This is a genomic window from Massilia oculi (genome assembly GCF_017582745.1).
Taxonomy (GTDB): domain Bacteria; phylum Pseudomonadota; class Gammaproteobacteria; order Burkholderiales; family Burkholderiaceae_D; genus Telluria; species Telluria oculi_A.
In genome coordinates this window covers 19,566-41,956 of sequence record NZ_JAFVIM010000015.1, presented here as the reverse complement: position 1 = coordinate 41,956, position 22,391 = coordinate 19,566, and the positions used below count along the sequence as shown (strand labels likewise).

Sequence of the window (22,391 nt, the reverse complement as noted above, 5' to 3'; positions counted from 1 at the left end):
CGCGCACGACTATAGTCGGGACATGAACCTGACCGCCCCCTACGTACCACCCGAATTCGCGCGCAACGCCCAGCTCGCGCGCGGCGGCCCGGACGCCGAGCCGCTGGTGGCGTTCACCGACGCGCCCAAGACCAGCCTGCTGGTGCGGGCCACCGCCTTCGTGTTCGCCGACCCGCGCTCGCGCGCGCTGCAAGAGATGATCGAGCGCGTGGCGCCCAGCGAGGCCACCATCCTCGTCACCGGCGAAACCGGCACCGGCAAGGAGCTGATCGCGCGCCACGTGCACGCGCTGAGCCGCCGCAGCGGCGGCAAATTCGTGGCAATCAACTGCGGCGCGTTTTCCGAGACCCTGATCGAGAGCGAATTGTTCGGCTACGAAAAGGGGGCCTACACCGGCGCCGCGCAGGGCAAGGCCGGCTGGTTCGAGACCGCCAACGGCGGCACGCTGTTCCTCGACGAGATCGGCGACCTGCCGCTGCCGATGCAGGTCAAGCTGCTGCGCGTGCTGCAGGAGCGCGAAGTGGTGCGCCTCGGTTCACGCCAGACGGTGCCGATCGACGTGCGCCTGATCGCCGCCACCAACGTCGACTTGGCCGAGGCCGTGCGCGCTGGGCGCTTTCGCGAAGACCTGTATTACCGCCTGCAGGTGATCGCGCTGCCGCTGCTGCCGCTGCGCGAACGGCCCGGCGACGTGATGCCGCTCACGCGCCACTTCGTCCAGGTCTATGCCGAGCGCCTGCACCTGGGCGAGGTGAGCCTGTCGCCAGACGCCGAACTGGCCCTGCGCCAGTATCCGTGGCCCGGCAATATCCGCGAACTGGAAAACGTGGTGCACCGCGCGCTGCTGGTGTGCCGCAATGGGCGGGTTACTCCTGCCGACCTGAGCCTGTCGCCGTTGATGCAGGCGCCTGTGAGTGCGCCGGCTCCACCGGTGTACTTCGCGCCGCCCGCGCCTGTATCTGCTCCAACGCCAGAACCCGAGCCACCTACCGCCGTCGCCTGCGAATCCGAGCGCTTCCAGGCCGCCTGGCAGGCGCTGCTCGACTCGGGCGAGCAGATCACCTTCGAGGCCCTGCAACTGCAGCTGGTGGTGGCTGCCTGGGAGAGCAGCGACCGCAACCAGCTGCGCACGGCGCGCTACCTGAACATCAGCCGCAACGTGCTGCGTACCTATCTGAAGAAGGCCGGCGTCCTGGCCTGACGCCGGCCGGGCTTTCTCAAGCCGCCAACTGCTCCCGGCTGTCCAGCAGCGCGCGCGCCGCCGCCAGCGGCCGGGCGTCGGCCCAGGCGCGCACGTCGACGTCGCGGTCGAGGAAGCCGTGGACCAGCTGGAAGTTCTTCTGCTGTTCGAACAGAGCCAGGCGTTCTTCGGCCAGGTCGGGCGCCAGGGCGGTATGGAAGCCGTCGCGGTAGGCGGCGGCCACGGCGTCGCCGCTGGCCTGGGTCTCGAGCTGCAGGATCGCCAGCACATCGTCCCGGTGCTGGGCCGCCCAGTCGGCGGCGCGCAGCGTCTGCGCCAGGAAGCGGGTCAGCAGGTCGAAATGGCGCTCCAGGAATTCGCGGTGCACGGTGATCGGCCGTGGCGTGCCGTTGTTGACGCGGTGGCGGCGCTGGGGCAGGGCGTCGAGATCGATGCCGACTTCGACGCCGGCCGCGCGCGCCGCCTCCACCGCCGCCGCGCCTTTGACGTAGACCGCATCGACGTCGCCGCGCACCAGGGCCGCGATGCCTTGCCACAGGCTGGCGCCGGGGGCGGCGCCCGGCGGCGTCGCCTCGGGGCTGCCCACTTCTTCCAGGATAACGTCGGCCAGCCCCAGGCCGACGCTGGCCAGTGCCCCATGGTAGCCCGCCAGGCTCATGCCGCGCGCAATGCTCCGTCCGCGCCGGTTCCATGCGAGATCGTCGCGGCGAAACACCGGCAGCGCCAGGCGCTTGCCTTTCAGGTCGCGCGGGCTGCGGATGCCGGAGCCGGGCCGCACCAGGATGGTTTGCCATTCGTCGATCCAGGTCAGGCCGACCAGGCGGGTGTCGGCGCCTTGCGCGCGCGCCGGCAGGGCCAGCAGGTTGCCGCCTTCGCGGATCAGCGTGCTCAAGCCGTGGTCGTAGTGGTGGCGCGCCAGCTCGCCGCCGGTCTCCTGCAAGGTCTTGATGGCGATACCGTCGGCGGCGAATTCCTCGTCCAGCCATCCCAGCTTGTAGGCCAGGCCGGTGGCGGTGGGGACGGGACATCGGGTAAACCAGATCGTATCAATGCTCATGCGCGTCAGCTCCTTCGGTGGGCAGGCCAGACGGCCCGGTGCAGGTCTGGAATGCAGGAAGCGTGCCGGAGCCAGGCCGCGCCGGATTGCTGTTTTCGGCGCAGCGCTGATGTTGCGGCAGCACCGGTTGCTCGATCGGCAGTCGTCAAGCGGTGAAAGAAGGTGGCACGTGTCTTGCGCAGTAGAAGCCGACGTCGTCCCATTCCATCATCGAGGAGAGAAGATGAGTACCCAAGCAAATAGCCTGAACCAGCTCGACACCCTGTGGTACACCCGCTGCCCGGTGCCGACCGCACTCGGCATCGCGGTGCAGCAGGGCTGGCTCGAAGAAACGCTGGCCGCCCGCGGCACCGCGGTCAAGTCGCTGCGCGAGTCGGACCAGCGCGCCGTGCGCGAGTCGCATTTCGACCATACCCTGCAGAACTCCGTGCGCCACGGCGGTAATATTCCGGCGCTGTGGGCGCGCGCCGCGGGCAGCGCGACGCGGCTGATCGGCCTGTCCTGGGCCGACGAGACCCAGCGCATCCTGACCTTGCCGACCAGCGGCATCCGCACCCCGCGCGACCTCAAAGGCCGACGCTTCGGCCTGCCCAAGTGGATCAACGCCCAGATCGACTTCGCCCGCGCGCAAGCGATCCGCGGGCTGGAAAACGCCTTGCGCCTGGATGGGCTCGAGGTCAGCGACGTGGAGCTGGTCGACTTCGTGATCGAACAGGGCCAGAGCGAGGCGCCGGCCGAGCGGGTGGCCGGCACCAATGTCTTCGGTGGCCAGCGCCGTAGTGGCGGCCAGGCGGCCGAGCTGGTGGGCCTGCTGCGTGGCGAGGTCGATGCGATCTTCCTGAAGGGCGCCATCGCGGCCCAGCTGGCGCAGCTGTTCGGCCTGCACACGGTGATCGATACCGGCGTGCATCCGGAGCCGCTGGTGCGCTCGAACAACGGCACGCCGCGTGCGCTGACGGTCGACAGCCACCTGGTCGAGCAGCATTTCGACGTGGCGGTGGACATCGTCGACCAGGTGCTGCGCGCCCAGGAGTGGGCGCGCGCCAACCCGGGCGATACGCGCCGCTTCCTGGCGCGCGAATCGAATACCAGCGAGTACTGGGTGACGGCGGCCTATGGGCAGGATGCGCACCAGCGGCTGGATACTTCGCTGTCGGAAGCGAACATCGCCGGCCTGGAGGACTTCGCCGACTTTCTGCTGCGCTGGGAATTCCTGCCGGCTGCGGTCGACGTGCGCGGCTGGATCGATGCGCGGCCGTTCGGCGCGGCGCTGGCGCGCCGCCTGCGGGCGGCCTAGAGCGCTCTTAGAGTACCGTGACGGCCTGCGCGAAGTCCAGGCGCGGGCCGCGCGGACGCAGCGATTCCGGGTCGCCGTAGCCGAGGTTGACGAGGAAGTTGGCGCGATGGCGTCCGTCCGCGAAGAACTCGCGATTGACGGCATCCGCGTCGAATCCCGACATCGGACCGGTGTCCAGGCCCAGGGCCCGCGCGGCAAGGATCAGGTAGGCGCCCTGCAGCGCGGCATTGCGCTGCGCCGTCGATTCGAGTAGCGCCGGGTTGGCGTCGAACAGCGCCTTGGCGTCGTAGACGGGGAATTGCTCGGGCAAGTGCTCGTGAAAGCGCAGGTCCTGGGCCACGATCACGACCGCCGGCGCCGCCAGGGTCTTGTCGCGGTTGCCCGATGACAGTGCTGGAGCCAGGCGCTCCTTCGCCTGCGGCGACTGCAGGATGACGTAGCGCGCCGGTTGGGCGTTGAAGGCGGTCGGGCCCCATTTCAGCAGGTCGTACAGTGCCGCGATGGTTTCGCGCTCGACCGCGCGCGGCAGGAAGCGGCTGTAGGTGCGGGCGCTGCGAAACAGCTGGTCGAGGGCAGCGTCGTTCAGTGGTGAGGACAAGGTCGTTACTTCCGGGTTGGGTGAAGGGAACGTCACTCGCACGCAAGAAGCGCTCCAGCCGCGTCTCGCGCTTGCCGCTGCGCGGGATGCAGCATGCTGTCGTTTTGTGGCCAGTGCGTGCGCGCCAGGTGCTGCGTGCGCAGCAGCCTGGCCGTCGGCCGCATGGCATGCATCCTGCTCGACTGGAGCTTACCACTTCACGAGGATCTCTTATGACCACCGAATTCATCTGGCAACTGCCCACCAGCGGCGACGGCCGCTACTCGCAGGGGCAGCGCAGCCGCCGCGGAGAGCGCTCCGCGTCGGGCCACATTCCCTTCACGGAAGGCGTGAGCGATCCGCGCGGCGACCGCTTCAATTACTTCGACTACCTGCACCAGGTCGCGCGCGCCGCCGACATCACCGGCTTCGACGGCGTTCTGGTCCCGCATGACCTGGACGGCGACGAGTCATGGATCGTGGCCGGCTACCTGGCGCGTGGCACCCGGCACCTGCGGCTGATCGCCGGCTTCGATGCGGGCTGGGGTTCGGCAGTCTACGCCGCCAAGAACGCGGTCAGCTTCCAGCGCGCGACGGATGGCCGCTTCGGCTGGCAGATCGTCGGTGGCGCCGACGAGGCGACGCGGCGGCGCCATGCCGACAATGTGCCGCAGCAGGATGTGCTTGCGCGGATCGATGAATTCGTGACCGTCGCGCGTGGCGTGCAGACGAGCGCCCCCTACGACTTCAAGGGGCGTTTCTTCGAGGTGCAGGGCGGGGGCTTCCGTGGTCCTCTGGGCGGGAACCCCTTGCCGCCGGTGTACCTGGAAGGCACATCGGAAGAGGCGCTCGCGCTGTCGGCGCGCCAGGCCGACGTCCACGTATTCGAAGCTGCCCCGGTCGGGGAGCTGCGTGGGCACGTCGCGCGCCTGCGTGAACTGGCCAAGGACCGGCCGCTCGCGATCGGACTGCGCATCGACGTGCTGGCGCGCGAAGACGCCGCGGAAGCGGAGCGCGAGGCCGCGCTCTACCTGGCGCAGAGCGGAGATGAGCGTGCCGAATTCGAGCGCCGCACCCTGGTCGGCAGCTACGCCGAAGTCGAGCAGCGCCTGGCCGAGTATGCCGAGGCCGGCGTCACCAGCTTCGTGCTGGGCGCCACGCCGCATCTCGAAGAAGCATGGCGTTTCGGCGAGCACGTGCTGCCGCGCCTGCGCGCCCGCCTGGGCACCAACCAGGGCGCGAAGCGCCAGGCCGCCTGACACCTACCGCATTCAAGGACATCCATCATGACCATCGATATCTTCTGGCGTATCCCAACCCACGGCGAACCGAGCTCGCACCGCAGCCGCGCGCCGCACCGCGGTGACTGGTTCCCCGGCAACGACTACCTGCGCAATCCCAGCGTCGGCGGCGGCAGCGGCGGTTTCAGCTACATCGACTACATCGCCGAGATCGCCCATGCGGCCGAGATCTCCGGCTTCCAGGGCGGCCTCATCCCGTCCTTTCCGATGACCGACGAGCCGTGGGTGATCTCGAGCCTGCTGGCGCGCGAGACGTCGACCTTCCGGTTCATGATCCCGTTCCAGCCGGGCTTCCTGAACCCGGTGGTGGCGGCGCGCATGACCGCCAGCCTGCAACGCGCCACCGGAGGGCGGGCGCTGTACAACGTGATCACCGGCGGCGGCGGACCGGCGCAGCTGTGGTGGGGCGATTCGGCCGGCCACGACGACCGCTACACCCGCACGACCGAATTCCTCGACATCGTGCGCGGTGTCTGGCGCGGCGGCTCCTTCTCTTACCAGGGCAAGTTCTACCAGGTCGAGGATGCGGGCCTGGCGCATCCGCTGTCCAGCCAGGACTTCCCCGAGATTTACTTCTCCGGCTCGTCCGATGCGGCGCTGGCCTCGGCCTCGAAGCATGCCGACTACTACCTGACCTGGCTCGAACCCTTCGATCAACTGCGCGAGAAATTCGCCAAGGTCAAGGAAAAGACCGACAAGCTGGGACGCAAGATCAAGTGCGCGGTGCGGGTCGACATCGTGGCGCGCGCCACCGAAGAAGAAGCCTGGGCCGAGGTGGCGAAAGGGTTCGCCAATACCGACAAGGCCACACTCGATGCCTTCCTCGGCGTGGATGGCAGCGACTCGGTGGGCGCGGCGCGGCAGCGCGGCAACCGGCCGACCACGGTCAACAGCTACAAGGACTTGATCGTCGAGCCGAATATCTGGTCGGGCTTCAACCTGCTGCGCGGCGGCCAGACCCAGGGCATCGTCGGCAGCTACGAGCAGGTGGCGCAGCGGCTGGACGACCTGGTGCAACTGGGCGCCGACGCCTTCATCCTGGCCAGCACGCCGCATCTGGAAGAAGCCTACAGGGTGGGTGAGGAAGTGTTGCCGCTGGTGCGCGGGCGCGCCGGCCAGCAACTGCTGCGCGCGGTCGGATAGAACCCGTTCATATGACAGGCAAGAAGGCCGGGGCGACCCGGCCTTTTTTTGCTCCTTGCGCGGCACCGCTTCGCGCTGCACTGCACCAATCCCAACACTCGCGCGCGAACTGCTAGCTAATCAACATAAAAATGCCGCGTACCGGCGATTTTCAGCGGGCACGGTGCTTGCGAATAGAACAGCGTCCAACGACTTTTTCTAATAAAGGATGCATATGCGCAGTTCGATCTCTCCTGCCGCCCCGGGGCACACCACCAATCTGAATCCAACCCTGCTGGTACGCGCCATGCGCGCCGCCTTCGCCGTGACGCTCGGCGGCTGCGCCTTCGCCGGCATGGCGCACGCCGCGCTGGAAGACGCTGTCGAAGCGCCAGTGGAGGCAGCTCCTGAGCCCGCGCTGGCGCCAGTGACCCTGCAGACCGTGACCGTGACAGCGCAGAAACGCGAGGGCCGCGCCCAGGACGTGCCCAGCGCGATCACGGTATTGGGCGGAAACGAACTGCTGTCCGAAGGCGTCGGCCGCTCGGCCAGCGAGATCCTGAACTATGTGCCGAACGCCTCGGCCGGCACCCAGCAGCACAGCCGTCCGCGCTGGTGGATCCGCGGCGTCGGCGCCGGCCAGCAGCAGATCGACTTCCCGAACCCGGTCGGTTTCTACCGCGACGACGTCTATATCAGCAATTCGAGCGCGACCGGCTTCCCGCTGTTCGACCTCGAACGCGTGGAAGTGCTGCGCGGTCCGCAAGGCAGCTTGTGGGGCAAGAACACCACGGGCGGCGCCATCAACGTGGTGTCGCGCAAGCCGAGCGCCCAGACCGACGGCTACTTCAAGGCCGACTACAGCAGCCATGATACGGTGCTGCTGCAGGGCGCGATCGGCGGCAGCATCAAGGACGACGTGCTCACCGGCCGCATTTCCTTCCATTCGGAGGAGCAGCACGAGGGCAACTTCAACAACGTGTTCAAGGGCACGAAGGACGGAGAGCTGAAGGACAACGCCCTGCGCGCCCAGCTGCGCGCAAAGATCAACCGCGACTTCACCGCCAACCTGTCACTGCATTACCGCGACTACCAGGTCGACGGCGCGACCACCACGGTGGCCAGCTACGCGGCCAACGGCGTGTACCGCAACGGCTACGTCCCGTCGCGCGACCCGGAGGACGTCAGCAGCAATGCGCCGTCGATCCAGAACATCGAGCAGAAGGGCGCCAACCTGACGCTCGAACATGCGTTCGGCGACTACGCGCTGACCTCGATCACGGGGTATGAAGACTTCGAATCGGACAGCCTGACCGATTCGGACAACTCGCCGCTCGAGATCAGCCGCGGCCGCACCGAGGCGCGCAGTCGCCAGTTCTCGCAAGAGCTGCGCCTGGCCTCGCCCAAGGGCGACCGCATCAACTGGGTCGGTGGCCTGCATTATTTCAGGGAGACGATCGATTCGGATTCCTCGGTGGCGCGCCTGCCGGAACCGATTGCCGGAGCATTCCTGCCAAGCACCCAGCCGGTGGGCTTCAACAACACCGTCTACGAGCACAAGACGCGCAGCTTCGCCGCCTTCGGCAGCGCCACCGTCGACTTCACCGAGCGCCTGCTGGCCACCATCGGCCTGCGCTGGACCACCGAAACCAAGGACCTCGACCTGCGCCGCATCCAGGCGGCGTCGAACACGATCAACTTCGGCAGCGCTGACAACTGGTGGAACACCCTCGTCGGCGGCAATTTCGGGGCGCCGGCGGTGGCCCGCAATAACTTCACGTCGAACCCGTCGACCACCTGGCGCGCCTGGACCTACGACTTCACGCCGCAGTACAAGATCGACGAGAACAAGCGCGTCTATTTCAAGTACGCGCACGGCATCAAGTCGGGCGGCTACAACACCAGCGCCGCCGACGTGCGCGCGCTGAACACGGTGGAGCCGGAAGAACTCGATTCGTACGAGGTCGGCTTGAAATCCGAATGGCTGGGCCGGCGCCTGAACCTGAACGTCAACCTGTTCTACTACGATTATCAAAAGGTCCAGGTCAACATCACCGGCATCTACAACGGCGACCCGACCCAGACCGTGAACTACCTGCAGAACGTCGACCGCGCCCACGTGTATGGCGCCGAGTTCGAGCTTGAGGCGCGACCTACCGAAGCGCTGCACCTGCAGGCCAGCGTCGGCCTGCTGCGCACCCAGTTCGACCGCTTCGAGATCCAGAACGGCGGCGGCAGCCGCAATGGCAACGAGTTCGTGCGCTCGCCGCACGTGACGGCGCTGCTGGCGGCAGACTACAAGGTCCCGCTGGCCAATGGCGGGCGGATCGTGTTCGGCGTCGACAGCCACTACACCGGCAAGCAGTTCTACTTCGTCGATCCACAGCTCGACTCTCGCTACCTGCTGAACCAGAGCGGCTACACGCTGACCAATGCCCGCGCCATCTATACCGCGCCGGGCGGCCAGCACGAGTTCCGCGTCTATGCCGACAACATCACCGACAAGGTCTATAAAAACCACTCGCTGACAGCGTTCGTGCCGGGCACCACCAACGGCGATGTCGTGTACTGGGCGCCGGGCCGGCGGGTTGGCGGATCGTACACCTACCACTTCTGATCAGCACACCCTTGTTGGCGCAGCAGCAGTGCGGCAGGCCGCCGCTGCTGCGCAGCCAACAGTTGCCGCTCCCAGGAGCTGGCACACGTCTTGCAAACCTTTGACTATCGAACCACCAGACACCGGAGAACAACCATGAGCGACATCCTCGAAGCAGTCAAACCCGACACCACCAGCCGCCTGAGCGAGAAGGTCCTGGCCTTCGTCGAACAAACCCGCAAGGACGCCCAGCGGGCGTTTTCCGCCCTGCGCGAGACCGGCAGCCTGACGGCCTTCGGCACCGTCGGCTTCGTCGAACGGGTGCCGGGCGAAGACCTGGTGGTCATCGTCAACGACCCGGGCCCGTTCCGCAAGGGCGAGCCGCTGGTGGCCACCGTCGCCGGGCTGGATGGCACGGTCCACGCCGGCGACAACAAGGGCGGCGGCGGGGCGGGGCGCTACCTGAAGCTGTTCAATACCCACCCCGACGTGACCACCATCTCGCACGTGCATTCGCCGGCGCTCGGCGCCTGGGCCCAGACCCACCGCACGCTGCCGATCCGTTACGTGCCGGTGCAGCGCTTCCAGCTGATCCGCGAGATCCCGATCTACATCGACCGCCGCCAGCCAGAGGTCGACTTCATCCTCGATGAAATCGCGAAGAACCCGTATGCGACCGCGATCCTGGAAGCCAATGGCGGCTCCACCGTATGGGGTAAGGGGGGCTTGCTCAAGACGGCAGAGTTCATCCTGCTGCTGGAAGAAGGGGCCAAGATCCAGATCGCGGCCGAGGCGGTGGGCGGCTCGCGCGATTTCGGCCCCGGCGTCCTGCTGCAGCAGTGGAAGATGAGCAAGCTGATCGACCAGGCGCGTTCGCTGTCGCTGCTGCCCGCGACCGACCTGTAAGGAGCCGACCATGCCTGTTCCACCATTCTCGCAGCGGCGCCGCCTGGTCGGACTGTCGGCCGCGCTGATGCCGGTGCTGTTGTCCGCCAACGGCGCCCGCGCCGCCGAACCCTTGCCGCCCGCGGTGCGGATCGCCGCCGTCTCGCGCACCGGGACATCGGGCAAGACCCTGTTTGCCGGCTCCTCGGCGCTGGTACAGGAGCAGGGCTGGCTGGCGGCCGAACTGGGCAAGCTCGGGGTCAAGCTGCAGTGGGTGCCGGTCACCACCAATTCCGTGGCGGTGCAGGTCAACGAAGCCTTCGCCAACAAGTCGATCGACTTCGCCCAGTATGGCGACCTGCCGTCGATCATCGCCAACGCCTCGGGCCTGCGCACCCAGCTGGTGGTCCCGGGCGGCAGCATGAACAACACCTATCTGGTGGTGCCGGCCGACTCCAACGCGCGCTCGATCAAGGATTTGAAGGGCAAGAAGATTGCGCTGCACCGCGGGCGGCCTTGGGAATTCCCGTTCTCGCGCCTGCTGGCCGCCAACGGCATGACGCAGAAGGACGTGCGCATCCTGAACCTGAATCCGCAGGCCGGCGCCTCGGCGGTGGCGAGCGGCAGCGCCGACGCCTTCTTCACCCTGAGCGACGCCTTCCTGCTGGAGGATAAGAAGGTCGGCAAGATCATCTGGTCGAGCAAGCAGGCGCCCCAGGACTGGAAGATGCGCGCCGAGCTGTGGGGTGACAGCGCCTTCCTGCAGAAGCATCCGCGGCTGGCGCAGCTGGTGGCCACCGCCTACGTCAAGGCGCACCAAAGCGTGATCGGCCCGGACGGCCGCGAGAACTACATCCGCCACGAGGTCGCGGCCGGCCACGCGCGCAGCCTGGTCGAACGCGAGTGGGAGGGCGACAACACGGACTGGAACACGCGCTGGGCGCCGCTGTTCACGCCCGAACTGCGCGCGCACTACGCCGCCGGCGCCGCCTATGCCCAGCAGGCGCGCCTGATCGGGCAGCCGCTGGACACCAGCAACCTGTATGCGCCGCAGTTCGTCGAGCAGGCGCTGGCTGATCTCAAGCTGCAAAACCTGTGGGCGAGCCGATGAATCCGGGCGTGCTGTCGGCCGGCGCGCGCGGCCTGGGACTGGCCGAGCATGCGCGCAAGGTGGTGCAGCCCGGGAGACCGGAATCTCCGAGGCCTGCGCTGGCCGCGCGGCCACGCCCCGCGCGCTCCCTGGTCGAACGCTGGCTGGACTGGCGCTGGTCGGCCTGGACCTCCCCGTTGCTGGCGCTGGCCCTGTGGGTGGCGGCCACCGAACTTGCGCTGGCGCCGGAGCAGATTCTCGTCCCTCCCTGGCAGGTACTGGTGAGCGGCTGGGAGCTGGCCGAGAGTGGAGAACTGGGAGAACACGTCTGGATCAGCCTCTCCCGGCTGCTGTCGGGCTTCGGCTTCGGCAGCGTGCTGGGCATCGCCTTCGGCCTGGCCGTCGGCCTGTCGCGGTGGCTGGATGCGTACACGGCGCCAACCTTCCAGGTGCTGCGCCAGATTCCGTCGGTGGCCCTGATCCCGCTGTTCATCCTGGTGTTCGGCATTGGCGAGACCTTCAAGGTCGTCATCGTGGCCAAGGCCAGCTTCTTCATCGTGGCGCTGGCGGTGCACGACGCCGTCAAGAGCCTGCCGGTGCGCTACCTCGAGGTCGCGGCGATGCTGCGCTTTTCGCGGCTGCAGGTGATCCGCCGGGTGGTGCTGCCGGCCATCGTGCCGGCCACCCTGACCGGGGTGCGGATCGCGCTCGGCCGCTCGTGGATGGTGCTGGTCGGCGCCGAGCTGCTGGCGGCCGAGAATGGCCTGGGGCAGATGATGGAGATGGCGCGCCAGATGTTCCGGCTCGACGTGGTGATGGTCGGCGTCGTGCTGACCGGCCTGGTCGGCCTGGTGCTGGACCGGGGCTTCCGCCTGCTCGAGGCTTGGCTGATGCGCTGGCAGCGCCGTTGAAGGGAATGTGACGATGAAACCGATATGGCAAACCGCCGGCGCCGCGCTGCGGCCCCTCGTGCTGCCGGCAGTCCTGCTGCTGGCCTGGCAGTGGGCGTCCGGCCGCGGCGCCAGCGCCGCCTATGTGTTCGTGCCGCTCGAACAGCTGTGGACTGGATTGCAGGAGCTGCTGGCCGACGGCACGCTGGCGCTGCATGTGGCGGCCAGCCTGGAGCGCGCCTTGACGGGGCTGGTGTGCGGTGCGCTGCTCGGCATCGCGACCGGCACCCTGATGGCGCAGTCGCGCGTCGCCGAGCGCCTGGTCGGGCCGCTGTACCACACCATCCGCCAGGTGCCGCTGCTGGGCCTCGTGCCGCTGATCGCCCTGTGGGCCGGCAGCGGCGAATTCGCCAAGCTCTTGATCATCGGGATCGCGGCCTTCTACCCGACGGTGCTCAATACCTTCGAGGGCATGCGCCAGGTGGACGTGCGCTACCGCGAGGTCGGCGCCATCCTGACGCTCACCCGCGCCCAGACCTTTCGGCGCGTGCTGCTGCCGGCCGCGCTGCCGGCCATCATCACCGGGGTGACCCACGCCCAGGTATTCGCCTGGCTGGCCTGCCTGGGCGGCGAGCTGCTGTTCGCCGCGGCGCCGGGCATCGGCGCGCTGCTGCTCACCAGCGAGCAAAACGGCCGCATGGACGTGGTGCTGCTGTCGGTGCTGGTGATCTCTCTGCTGGCGCTGGTGCTGAACCTGCTGTTTACGCGAGCGGCGCGCTTGCTGGTGCGCGGAAGGTCCGCCTGATGAGCGGCGTGGGGCCGGCCAGCGCGCCGCTGTTCGCGCCGCAGGAGCTGCGGCGCTTCCTGGTCGGCTTCATCGGCCTGACCATGCTGTCCGGGATGACGATCGGGATGAACAAGGTGCTGTCCACGATGTTCGGCCTGCACCTGGGCGTCACCAACTTCCAGCTGGCCCTGATCAGCAGCGCCGAGACGGCCGCCATGGCGATCGGCACCTTGCCGGCCGGGCGCATCCTCGCGCGCGGCAATCCGAAATTCCTGTACGCCGGCATCAGCCTGACCTTGTCCGGCCTGTTCTGCATCCTGCCCTGGCTGCCCGGCTGGCAGTGGGTGGCCGTGCTGATGTTCCTGGTTGGCCTCTGCATCGCGCTGCGCATCGTCGCGATGAGCACCGTGTTCCTGGTGCGCCTGCCGGAACTGGGACAGGGCAAGGCCGGCTGGTACAAGGGGACCCTCATGCTCGGCATCCAGTTCGCCGGGCCGCTCACGGGTAATTACGTCATCGCCCACCTGGGGCTGACGGGCGGCTTCCATGTGTCGGCGGCGATGTTCGCCATCCTGGCGCTGCTCGGCTGGCAGGTGCTGCCGGACCATACCGGCCATCGCGCCCAGGGCAAGGGAGTGGATGCATCGGGCTGGCGCGAGCTGCTGCGTCTGCCGGTCGTGCGCACCACCTATCTGTTCGAGGTGCTGGCCAGCTTTACCGCTTCCAGCGTGGGTGTGTTCTCGATCCTGCTTGCGATCCAGGTGCTGCACTGGCCGCAAGACCATGCGGTGTGGCTGATGGCGGTGCAGGGCATCAGCTTCGTCGCGGTGCTGCTCGGCCTGGGCAACGTGGTGCTGGGCAGTCCCCACCGCGACCGCATCTATGGCGCCGCGCACCTGGTCATCATGGCGGCCTTGCTGCTGCTCGGATTGCATCCGACCACGCCGAGCTACCTGATTGCATCGGTCCTGCTCGGACTCGGGCTGGGCGTGAACGCCCTGGTCAATACCAGCCGCATCGCGCACGCGCCGGTCGACAAGGCGCGGGTGTCGGCCCACCTGACCTTGTTCGGCATGGCCGCCGGCACGATTGGCGCGCTGGCTGCCGGCCACCTGGGTGACCTGGTCGGCCTGCGCAATGTGTTCCTGCTGTGGACCCTGCCATGGCTCGCGGCCTGGCTGTTCTATCAATTGAGACAAGGAGAAAGACCATGACGCTTGCCACCTCGCTTGCTACCCACCGTCCGCCGGCGCAAGGGCCGCGGCGCGGCGCCGGCCTGCGCATCGACCACGTCAGCAAATCGTTCCCCTTGAAGGGCGAATCGCTGCTGGTGCTGGACGATATCTCGCTGACGGTCGAACCGGGCGAATTCGTCGCCATCGTCGGCGGTTCCGGCTGCGGCAAGTCGACGCTGCTGCACCTGTTGGCCGGGCTCGATCCAGACTACGAGGGCGCGCTGCTGCACGACGATGCGCCGATCGAGGGGCCGACGCTGGAACGGGGGCTGATCTTCCAGGATCACCGCCTGTTCCCGTGGCTGACGGTGGAGCAGAACGTGGCGATGGCCTTCACCAACACCGACGTTCCCGCCGCCGAGCGTCGCAGCCGGGTGGCGGCCGAGATCGCGCGGGTCGGCCTGGACGGCTTTGCCGGCGCCTATCCGCACCAGCTCTCGGGCGGCATGTCGCAGCGCGCCGCGATCGCCCGCGCCCTGGTGGGGCGGCCCGACGTACTGCTGCTCGACGAACCCCTCGGCGCGCTCGACGCCCTGACGCGCCTGCACATGCAGAAGGAGCTGCGCCGCCTGTGGCAGGAAGAGGGCATCACGATGCTGATGGTGACCCACGATATCGAAGAGGCGGTGTATCTCGCCGACCGCGTCGTGGTGCTCGAGGCGCGGCCGGGCCGGGGGCGCCGCATCCAGGACGTGCCGCTCGCGCATCCGCGTCAGCGCCGTGACGCCGAATTCGTCGCGCTGCGCGATGGTTTGCTGGCCGATTTCGGCGAGCGCGAAGAAGAGGGCACCGAGCGCAGTCCTGTGTAAAGAAGTGTAAGCCCCGCTGCCTTATCCTTGTTCGCGATTCCTTTTAAATCAATGGCTTGCGAAATCCAGGGCCGCTCGGCGCAAGCCATTGCCGCTCGGTGTTTCCGCGTGTTACGGTCAGAGCCGTTACGTCACACGGAAACCCGAGATGCCACCTTCTAGCTCTTCCCGCAATCTTTCAATCGACGTGCTGCGCGGCCTGACCCTGGCCCTGATGATCGTCGTGAACACGCCCGGCAGCTGGGGCGCGCAGTATGCGCCGCTGGTGCACGCGTCGTGGCACGGCTACACGCTGACCGACCTCGTATTCCCTTCCTTCCTGTTCGTGGTGGGCTGCGCGCTGTGCCTGAGCATGAAGAAGCTGGCGGCGATGGACGATGCGCGCTTCCTGCGAACGGTGTTCAAACGCGGGGCCCTGATCTTCCTGTGCGGCTTCCTGCTGTACTGGTTCCCGTTCTTCACGCCCGACGGCGCCTTCATCCCCTTCGACGAGGTACGCATCATGGGCGTCCTGCAGCGCATCGGCCTGTGCTACCTGGTCGCGACCCTGGTCGTGCGCTACGGCGGCGTGCGCGGCGCGCTGGCGGCCGGCGCGGTCCTGCTGCTCGGCTACTGGTGGGTGCTGTGGCAGTTCGGCGACTACAGCCTGGACGGCAATGCCGTGCGCACGCTCGACCTGGCCGTGATGGGCCCCTCGCACATGTACACGGGCGACGGCATTCCCTTCGACCCGGAAGGCATCCTGAGCACCTTGCCGGCCGTCGTCAACGTCCTGGGCGGTTACCTCGCCGTGGCCTGGATCGAGGCCAGGGGTCGCAGCCTGCGGACGGTCGCGCTCCTGCTCGCGGCGGGCGCCGCCTGCATCCTGTTGGCGCACAGTTGGGACGCCATCCTCCCGATCAACAAGAAGCTGTGGACCAGCTCCTACGTCGTCGTCAGCATCGGCTGGAACATGGCGCTGCTGGCCGCACTGGTGTGGGCGATCGACATGCGAGGGCTGCGCACCGGGACGTACTTCTTCGACGTCTTCGGCAAGAACACGCTGTTCATCTACATGCTGTCGACGCTGGGTGTGGTGGCGCTGGTGCGCCTGCGGGTGGGCGGCATGTCGCTATACCAGTGGCTGTACCAGGAGGCGATCCTGCCCTGGACCGAGCCTGTCCTGGCGTCCTTCCTGTTCGCGCTGGGGTACATGCTGGCCTGCTGGGTCGGGGCCTGGGTGATGGACAGGCGCGGCATCTACGTCAAGCTCTGAGCCACTTGTTGCAAATGCGGCACAGCGCTCTGTAATGAATTGTAAGGATTTGAATACTTGTCTCGCCTGAAATCCCTTGCGCCAGGGATTTCCCCGCGAAAAATCCGGCTCAACGTAAAGAAGTGTAAGCGCCGCGACGTCGCTTGAGGTGAAAACATATATAAATCAAATGCTTATGAGTATTCCGGCGCGTCCGGTGGCCTCGTTTGGCCCGCCCTGGTAACGGTGCTACTGTCAAAACATGCAACGAAGAAAGTGGAAACGACAGCAGCGCGCAGGCAGGTGGGATCAATCGAGATGACGGCATCACCGTCACGCTATCAAAAGGAAAAGAGCATGCTTGAATCGAACCGCAGGAAGACCTTGATCAGTTCGGCCGTCGCAGGCGCCCTGGCGCTGGTGGCGGGATCCGCTTCCACTTCCGTTTCGGCACAGGAGGCGGTGGCGGAAGCGCCGCCAGCCCCGGACACCATCCAGGAAGTGATGGTCACCGCCACCCGCTACAGCACTTCTCTGCTGAAGACCCCGGTCGCAGTGTCCGCCGTGACCCAGGAAGAGCTGACCCGCAAGGGTGTGGTCAACATCAAGGCGCTGACCGGTGACATCCCGAACCTGCAGCTGGGCGGCGCGGTCGACGGCAGCTCGGGCGTGCAGATCGCGATTCGCGGCGTATCCAATTCGGACTTCACCGAGATCGGCAACCCGGCCGTCGGCCTGCACATCGCCGGCATCTATTCGCCGCGGCCGCAAGGCGCGCTGGCCCTGCTGTTCGACCTCGATCGCCTGGAAGTGCTGCGCGGCCCGCAGGGCACGCTGTTCGGCCGCAATTCCACGGGCGGCAGCATCAACATCATCCCGAACAAGCCAGTCATTGGCAGCAGCGAAGGCAATCTGATGCTGGACGTCGGCAACTACAACCAGCGCCAGCTTTCGGTGGTCCAGAACCTGCCGGTCAACGACCGCTTCGCGCTGCGCCTGACCGCCAGCGGCGTCAAGCGCGACGGCTGGATCGACCAGCGGCGCGACGACTACGACGTCAACATGCCCTCGAAAGGCTTCTACGCCGAGGGTATTCCCGACACCGACCAGCGCCTGAACCGCGACGTCGGCAAAAGCGACTATTACACCAACCGCGACCAGTGGGCGGCGCGCATCTCGGGCCTGTGGAAGGTGACAAACAACCTGCAATGGCTGCTGGCGTTCGAGAATTACCAGAACAACGATGCCGGCGACATCGCCATGAAGGATTGCGACCAGGCGGCCGGCACGCCGTATGCCTGCACTGGTGGCAAGTACAGCGTGGCGATCAACATCCCGGGCATCACCGACATGTCGATCCGCACCGCGCGCTCGAACCTGGTGTGGAGCGTCAATGCGCAAACGGACGTGGAGTACAGCTATGCACATGCGATCCAGCGCCGCTTCCAGCAGCAGGACAGCGACGGCGGCTACCATCCGATCGAGGCCGACGTGGACGCCACCGCCACCAGCATCGGCGACCGCTGGCCGGTGTATGACAACGGTACGTACACGCTGAACTCGAAATTCGCGTCCGATGTGCACGAGCTGCAGATGCGCCAGAACTTCGGCAAGCTGCGCTACGTGGCCGGCCTGTTCTACATGAAGGAAAAGAACACCCTCGATTACGGCCAGGACTTCCGCGGCAGCGGCCCCAATGGCTATCCGACCGCAAACTTCTACCACCAGCCGCACCGCATCTCGGAATCGAAAGCCGTCTTCGCCCAGGCCGACTGGGAATTCATCCCCAAATGGACCTTCACCGCCGGCGTGCGCACCAGCCGCGACGAGCGCGAGGACGCCAACGGCCAGTTCTGGGAAGCCTATGGCACGGACTACTTCAATGGTCTGTACACGCCGGGCGCCCCGGGCACGCCGGGCTGGCAGGGCATCGATTCGAGCATGCTGTTGCCGGGCATGGGCGCCTATTACGGCAGCGGCGCCTTCCCGGCCGCAGCCTCGATCAGCAACCACAAGGACGCCTGGCGCAAGACCACCGGCCGGCTGGGCCTGACCTGGCAGGTCGATGCGCGCAATATGTTCTACACCTCGCTGTCGACCGGCTACAAGGCTGGCGGCTTCAATGACCGTTTCAACCTGTGCGGCAACATGCTGGACCCGAATGGCGTGCCGTATGACTGCGCCACCGGCCCGAGCGGCCCGCAGTATTCCTTCCTGCCGTACAGCCCCGAGACCGTCACCAACCTGGAATTCGGCTACAAGGGCAAGATGCTGGACGACCGCCTGACCCTGTCGGCCACCCTGTTCTACAGCCGCTACAAGGACATGCAGATGACGGGCCAGCACACGGTCGGTCAGAACAAGCGTCCTTGCGCCGCGGACGAGCCGGGCTGCAATGCGGTGATCAGCTGGTGGTCGACCCGCAATATCGGCCGCGCCAACATCAAGGGGCTCGAACTCGAAGGCCAGTACCGTCCATGGCGTGACGCGCGGCTCACCTATTCGGCCTCGCTCCTTTCCGCCAAGGTCGCCGACTACCATACCTTCAGCGACGACCTGGGTTGCGGATCGCGCCTGGCCCAAGGCGTCACGCCGTGCCCGGATTACTACTCGGGCCCCGACACCTCGTTGTCGCAGCTGCGTCCCTACAACGTCGTCGGCAACCGCCTGCCGTACTCGCCACCACGCACGATGAACCTGAGCTTCTCGCAGGACTTCCACTTCAGTAATGGCTGGATGCTGACGCCGTGGGTCCAGGCGCGCTGGCAGGACAAGATGTTCTTCAACCTGCGCAACCTGGACGAAGCCCACCTGTCGAGCGTGCAGGGCGCCTATGCCCAGGTGGACGGCTCGCTGCGCCTGAACGGACCGGACGGCGACCGCTACCCATGGTATGCGGAGCTGTACGTGCGTAACGCCTTCGACAAGCGAGCCAAGACCTGGGCCGGCATCGGCGGCCCGGACGAGCGCTTCCTGCTCGCGTCCTACAACGATCCGCGCATGTTTGGACTGCGGGTCGGCACGAGCTGGTAATCTCTGGTAGTAGACGGTAGGACGCAGCCGCGCGCCGGAGACCGCGCGGCTGCGGTCCTGAAACACGAAGCATCGATCAAGGCAAAGGCAAGGAATGGCCAACGAAAACAAGCAACGCATGCACCTGTTCTTCCTGACGGCGATCTGCGGCCTTGGCGGGCTGCTGTACGGCGTCGACATCGGCATCATCGACCCCGCCTTGCCCTATCTGCACCGGGCCACCAGCCTGACCGAGGGCCAGCTGTCGCTGGTGGTGGCGGCCGTGATGGCCGGCTCGATCCTCGGCTCGGTGGTGGCCGGCATGCTGGCCGACTGGCTCGGCCGCAAACCCATGCTGGTGGTGAGCGCGTTGCTGTTCGTCGGCAGCGTCACCGTGATCTACCTGTCGCAATCCTTCGTGCCGCTGCTGCTGGGGCGCCTGCTGCAGGGCCTGTCCGGCGGCGTGATCGCGGTCGTGGTGCCGCTATACCTGGCCGAATGCCTGCCGGCCGACCGGCGCGGCCGCGGACTCGCCTTGTTCCAGTTTGCCCTCACGGCCGGCATCGTGCTGGCCGCCTTCATCGGCAACCACTACCTGGGCAATGCCGAACTGGCGATCCAGGCCGCCGGCAGCGACGCCATTGCCGCGACCGCGGCAGCCGACCATGCCTGGCGCAGCATGTTCATGGCGGTCGTCTATCCGGGCGCGCTGTTCCTGCTCGGCTGCCTGTTCGTGTCCGAGTCGCCGCGCTGGCTGATGCGCAAGGGACGCACCGAACAGGCGAGCACCGTGCTGGGGCGCCTGCGTCCGGCCAGCGCCTGCGCGGCGGAAGTCGACGAGATCCAGGCCTCGCTCGCCGAGGAGCGCGCGCGTCCGAAGCTGTCGCGCGGCGCCGCCCTGACCGAGATGCTGACCGAGCGGCGCTATGTGCTGCCGTTCGTGCTGGCCTGCGTGATCCTCGGTTGCAACCAGGCGACCGGCATCAATTCGCTGCTGCAGTTCATGTCGACCATCCTGCAGCACGCCGGCCTCGATCCGGTAAGCGCCGCCAGCCACGGCACGGCGATCAAGATCCTGAACATGGTGATGACGGTCGGCGCCATCGTGCTGGTCGAGCGCAAGGGGCGCGTCTTTTTGCTCAAGATCGGCACCGCGGGCATCATGGTGTCCTTGTGCCTGCTTGCGCTGCTGTTCCACCGCTTCGAGTCGGAGCGGGTAAACGTGCACGCTGAGGTGGCGGCGCTGGTACGTAATAATGCGCTCGACCTCAACCTGGTCGATGCGAAGCTGGGCAATGCCGATGGTCCGGCACAACTGACGATCCTGTACCAGTACGGGGATGCGCAGCAGGTGGCTGAAGCGTACACGCCGACCGCCGAAGCCCAGGCCGTGCTGGCGCGCGAGGCGGCGCTGGCGGCGACCTTGCCGCCAGCCCAGCGCACCTTGCTCGACCGCGCCCGCGCCGCATGGAGCGGCCGCGGCGACCCGGCGGGCCTGGACGCTGCCCAGCAGATGATCGCGGGCCTGCCGGCCGAGGCGCGCGCCACGCTCGACGCCGCGCGTCGCGTGTACATGGCCCAGCGGGTGTCGGTGCAGCCGCCGAAGGGGCTGCCTTCCGGCGTACCGCTCGAGATCGTGCGCCCCACCGTGGGCCCCACGCCGGACGAGCGTAGCGGCCAGCTGGCGGCCCTGTTCATCGCCTTCTTCATCGCCTCGTTCTCGATCGGCCCTGGCGTGTGCGTGTGGCTGGCCCTGTCCGAATTGATGCCGACCCGGATACGATCGGTGGGCATGGGCGTGGCGTTGCTGATCAACCAGGGCACGGGCACGCTGATCGCCGGCGCCTTCCTGCCGATCGTCGGCCACTTCGGCTACCACATGATGTTCCTGTTCTGGGGCGCCTGCACCGCCATCTACTTCATTACCGCCACCTTCTTCCTGCCCGAAACCCGCGGCAAGTCGCTGGAAGAGATCGAGCGGCTGTTCGCGGCGCCCAAGGCCAAGCGCGGTGCGGCAGGACAACACGGGTGAGGGGGATCCTGAAAGGCATGCTCGGCGCGCTGCTGGCGGCGGCTGCATTGCCGGCCACTGCCGGCACCCTCGTGATCGAGAGCTGGCGCGTGGACGACAAGGCCTTGTGGGAAAACGTCTTGCTGCCGGCCTTCGCGCGCCACCATCCCGATGTCACGGTGAAGTTCGCCCCGACCGCGCCGACCGGCTACGACGCCGCGCTGGGCAGGCGCCTGGCCAGTGGCACGGCTGGCGACCTGATCGCATGCCGGCCGTTCGACGTGTCGCTGGCCCTGTACCAGGGCGGCCACCTCGAGCGCCTGGACGGCAAGCCGGGCCTGCAGAATTTCGACCAATCGAGCCTGGTGGCCTGGCAGACCGACGACGGCAAGGACACCTTCTGCATGCCGGTGGCCTCCGTCATCCACGGCTTCTTCTACAACAAGGACATCTTCCGGCGCCACGACCTGCAGCCGCCGCGCACCGTGGACGATTTCTTCCGCGTACTCGATGTCCTGAAAAAGGCGGGGGTGACGCCGCTGGCGCTGGGTACGGCCGAACAGTGGGAATCGAGCCAGATCGTCTACACGAATATCGGCCCGAATTTCTGGCGCGGCGAGGAGGGGCGCAAGGCCCTGATCGGGGGGCGCGCGAAGCTCACCGACCAGCCCTTCGTCGATGCCCTCGATTTCACTGCGCGCCTGGGCCGTTACCTGCCGGCGGGTGCGGCAAAACAGAACTATGCGGCCAGCCAGGCCCGGTTCGCGTCCGGCGGCGCGGCGATTTATCCGGCCGGTTCGTGGGACATCGCGCACTTCAGCCGCACACCGGGCCTGGCGCTGGGCGTGTTCCCGCCGCCGCTGCCCAGGGAGGGCCATGCCTGCCACATCTCGGACCATATGGACCTGGGGCTGGGCGTGAACCGTAATTCAAAGAACAAGGAAGACGCCTACAAATTCATGGCCTGGGTGGGGTCGCAGGAATTCGCCGACCTGTACACCAACCGGCTGACCGGCTTCTTCACCCTGTCGCACCATCTGATCGCGGTGCGCGACCCAGTGGCCAAGCAGATGGCCGAATGGCGCAAGCGCTGCGCGTCGACGATCCGGGTCAACGCCCAGGTGCTCAATCGCGGCCAGCCGAGCATGGAAGCCGAACTGTGGGCCGTGACTTCGCAGGTGTTGAATGGCAGTCTGGCGCCGAGTGATGGCGCCGTGAGGCTGCAGAACAGGGTCGAGCAAGGCCGACCAGGGCAAAAGTGATATGGACGAGCGCGCATCTGCGCAA

General features: G+C 67.1%; 17 protein-coding genes. 15 read left to right on the top strand and 2 right to left on the bottom strand.

Annotation, left to right across the window (positions count from 1 at the left end; all coding sequences use genetic code 11):
• Positions 1 to 22: 22 nt before the first annotated feature.
• A complete protein-coding gene (locus J3U95_RS17415; RefSeq protein ID WP_208279929.1) occupies positions 23 to 1,201 on the top strand; it encodes a sigma-54 interaction domain-containing protein in 1,179 nt (392 codons plus the stop codon).
• A gap of 16 nt (positions 1,202 to 1,217) precedes the next feature.
• On the opposite strand, the gene J3U95_RS17410 is transcribed toward J3U95_RS17415, so the two are convergent.
• Complete coding sequence (locus tag J3U95_RS17410; RefSeq protein ID WP_208279928.1) at positions 1,218 to 2,258, bottom strand: ABC transporter substrate-binding protein; 1,041 nt, start codon at positions 2,256 to 2,258, stop codon at positions 1,218 to 1,220.
• A 223-nt stretch (positions 2,259 to 2,481) separates the two neighbouring features.
• Between J3U95_RS17410 and J3U95_RS17405 the strand changes: the two genes are divergently transcribed.
• Positions 2,482 to 3,555 (top strand): ABC transporter substrate-binding protein, encoded by a 1,074-nt coding sequence (locus tag J3U95_RS17405; protein WP_208279927.1) that lies wholly within the window; start codon positions 2,482 to 2,484, stop codon positions 3,553 to 3,555.
• Between the two features lie 7 nt (positions 3,556 to 3,562).
• On the opposite strand, the gene J3U95_RS17400 is transcribed toward J3U95_RS17405, so the two are convergent.
• Positions 3,563 to 4,153, bottom strand: coding sequence for a malonic semialdehyde reductase (locus J3U95_RS17400; protein ID WP_208279926.1), 591 nt, complete (start codon positions 4,151 to 4,153; stop codon positions 3,563 to 3,565).
• Between the two features lie 212 nt (positions 4,154 to 4,365).
• Here J3U95_RS17400 and J3U95_RS17395 point away from each other — a divergent pair, with 212 nt between their 5' ends.
• The 13 genes from J3U95_RS17395 (at position 4,366) to J3U95_RS17335 (ending at position 22,366) form a co-directional block, all read left to right on the top strand.
• Positions 4,366 to 5,391, top strand: a complete 1,026-nt coding sequence (locus J3U95_RS17395; protein WP_208279925.1) for an LLM class flavin-dependent oxidoreductase — start codon at positions 4,366 to 4,368, stop codon at positions 5,389 to 5,391.
• A gap of 27 nt (positions 5,392 to 5,418) precedes the next feature.
• A complete protein-coding gene (locus tag J3U95_RS17390) occupies positions 5,419 to 6,576 on the top strand; it encodes an LLM class flavin-dependent oxidoreductase (protein ID WP_208279924.1) in 1,158 nt (385 codons plus the stop codon).
• 214 nt (positions 6,577 to 6,790) lie between these two features.
• Positions 6,791 to 9,172: a TonB-dependent receptor gene (locus J3U95_RS17385; RefSeq protein ID WP_208279923.1), complete on the top strand. Its 2,382-nt coding sequence runs from the start codon at positions 6,791 to 6,793 to the stop codon at positions 9,170 to 9,172.
• Positions 9,173 to 9,307: 135 nt separating this feature from the next.
• A complete protein-coding gene (locus J3U95_RS17380) occupies positions 9,308 to 10,057 on the top strand; it encodes a class II aldolase/adducin family protein (protein WP_208279922.1) in 750 nt (249 codons plus the stop codon).
• Between the two features lie 10 nt (positions 10,058 to 10,067).
• On the top strand, positions 10,068 to 11,147 hold the full coding sequence (locus J3U95_RS17375; RefSeq protein ID WP_208279921.1) for an ABC transporter substrate-binding protein: 1,080 nt from the start codon (positions 10,068 to 10,070) through the stop codon (positions 11,145 to 11,147).
• Positions 11,132 to 12,037 carry an ABC transporter permease gene (locus J3U95_RS17370; protein WP_370662080.1) on the top strand — a complete coding sequence of 302 codons (906 nt, stop codon included), beginning with the start codon at positions 11,132 to 11,134 and terminating at the stop codon, positions 12,035 to 12,037. The genes J3U95_RS17375 and J3U95_RS17370 overlap by 16 nt, the downstream gene beginning before the upstream one ends.
• 13 nt (positions 12,038 to 12,050) lie before the next feature.
• Positions 12,051 to 12,821: an ABC transporter permease gene (locus J3U95_RS17365; protein ID WP_208279920.1), complete on the top strand. Its 771-nt coding sequence runs from the start codon at positions 12,051 to 12,053 to the stop codon at positions 12,819 to 12,821.
• Positions 12,821 to 14,017, top strand: a complete 1,197-nt coding sequence (locus tag J3U95_RS17360) for an MFS transporter (RefSeq protein ID WP_208279919.1) — start codon at positions 12,821 to 12,823, stop codon at positions 14,015 to 14,017. Before J3U95_RS17365 ends, J3U95_RS17360 begins: the two co-directional genes overlap by 1 nt.
• A complete protein-coding gene (locus tag J3U95_RS17355; RefSeq protein WP_229519907.1) occupies positions 14,014 to 14,847 on the top strand; it encodes an ABC transporter ATP-binding protein in 834 nt (277 codons plus the stop codon). Before J3U95_RS17360 ends, J3U95_RS17355 begins: the two co-directional genes overlap by 4 nt.
• A gap of 148 nt (positions 14,848 to 14,995) precedes the next feature.
• Positions 14,996 to 16,102, top strand: a complete 1,107-nt coding sequence (locus tag J3U95_RS17350; RefSeq protein ID WP_208279918.1) for an acyltransferase family protein — start codon at positions 14,996 to 14,998, stop codon at positions 16,100 to 16,102.
• 336 nt (positions 16,103 to 16,438) lie between these two features.
• Complete coding sequence (locus tag J3U95_RS17345; RefSeq protein WP_229519906.1) at positions 16,439 to 19,114, top strand: TonB-dependent receptor; 2,676 nt, start codon at positions 16,439 to 16,441, stop codon at positions 19,112 to 19,114.
• A 94-nt stretch (positions 19,115 to 19,208) separates the two neighbouring features.
• A complete protein-coding gene (locus J3U95_RS28390; protein WP_229519905.1) occupies positions 19,209 to 21,125 on the top strand; it encodes an MFS transporter in 1,917 nt (638 codons plus the stop codon).
• Positions 21,126 to 21,142: 17 nt separating this feature from the next.
• Positions 21,143 to 22,366 carry an ABC transporter substrate-binding protein gene (locus J3U95_RS17335; RefSeq protein WP_208279990.1) on the top strand — a complete coding sequence of 408 codons (1,224 nt, stop codon included), beginning with the start codon at positions 21,143 to 21,145 and terminating at the stop codon, positions 22,364 to 22,366.
• Positions 22,367 to 22,391: the final 25 nt, after the last annotated feature.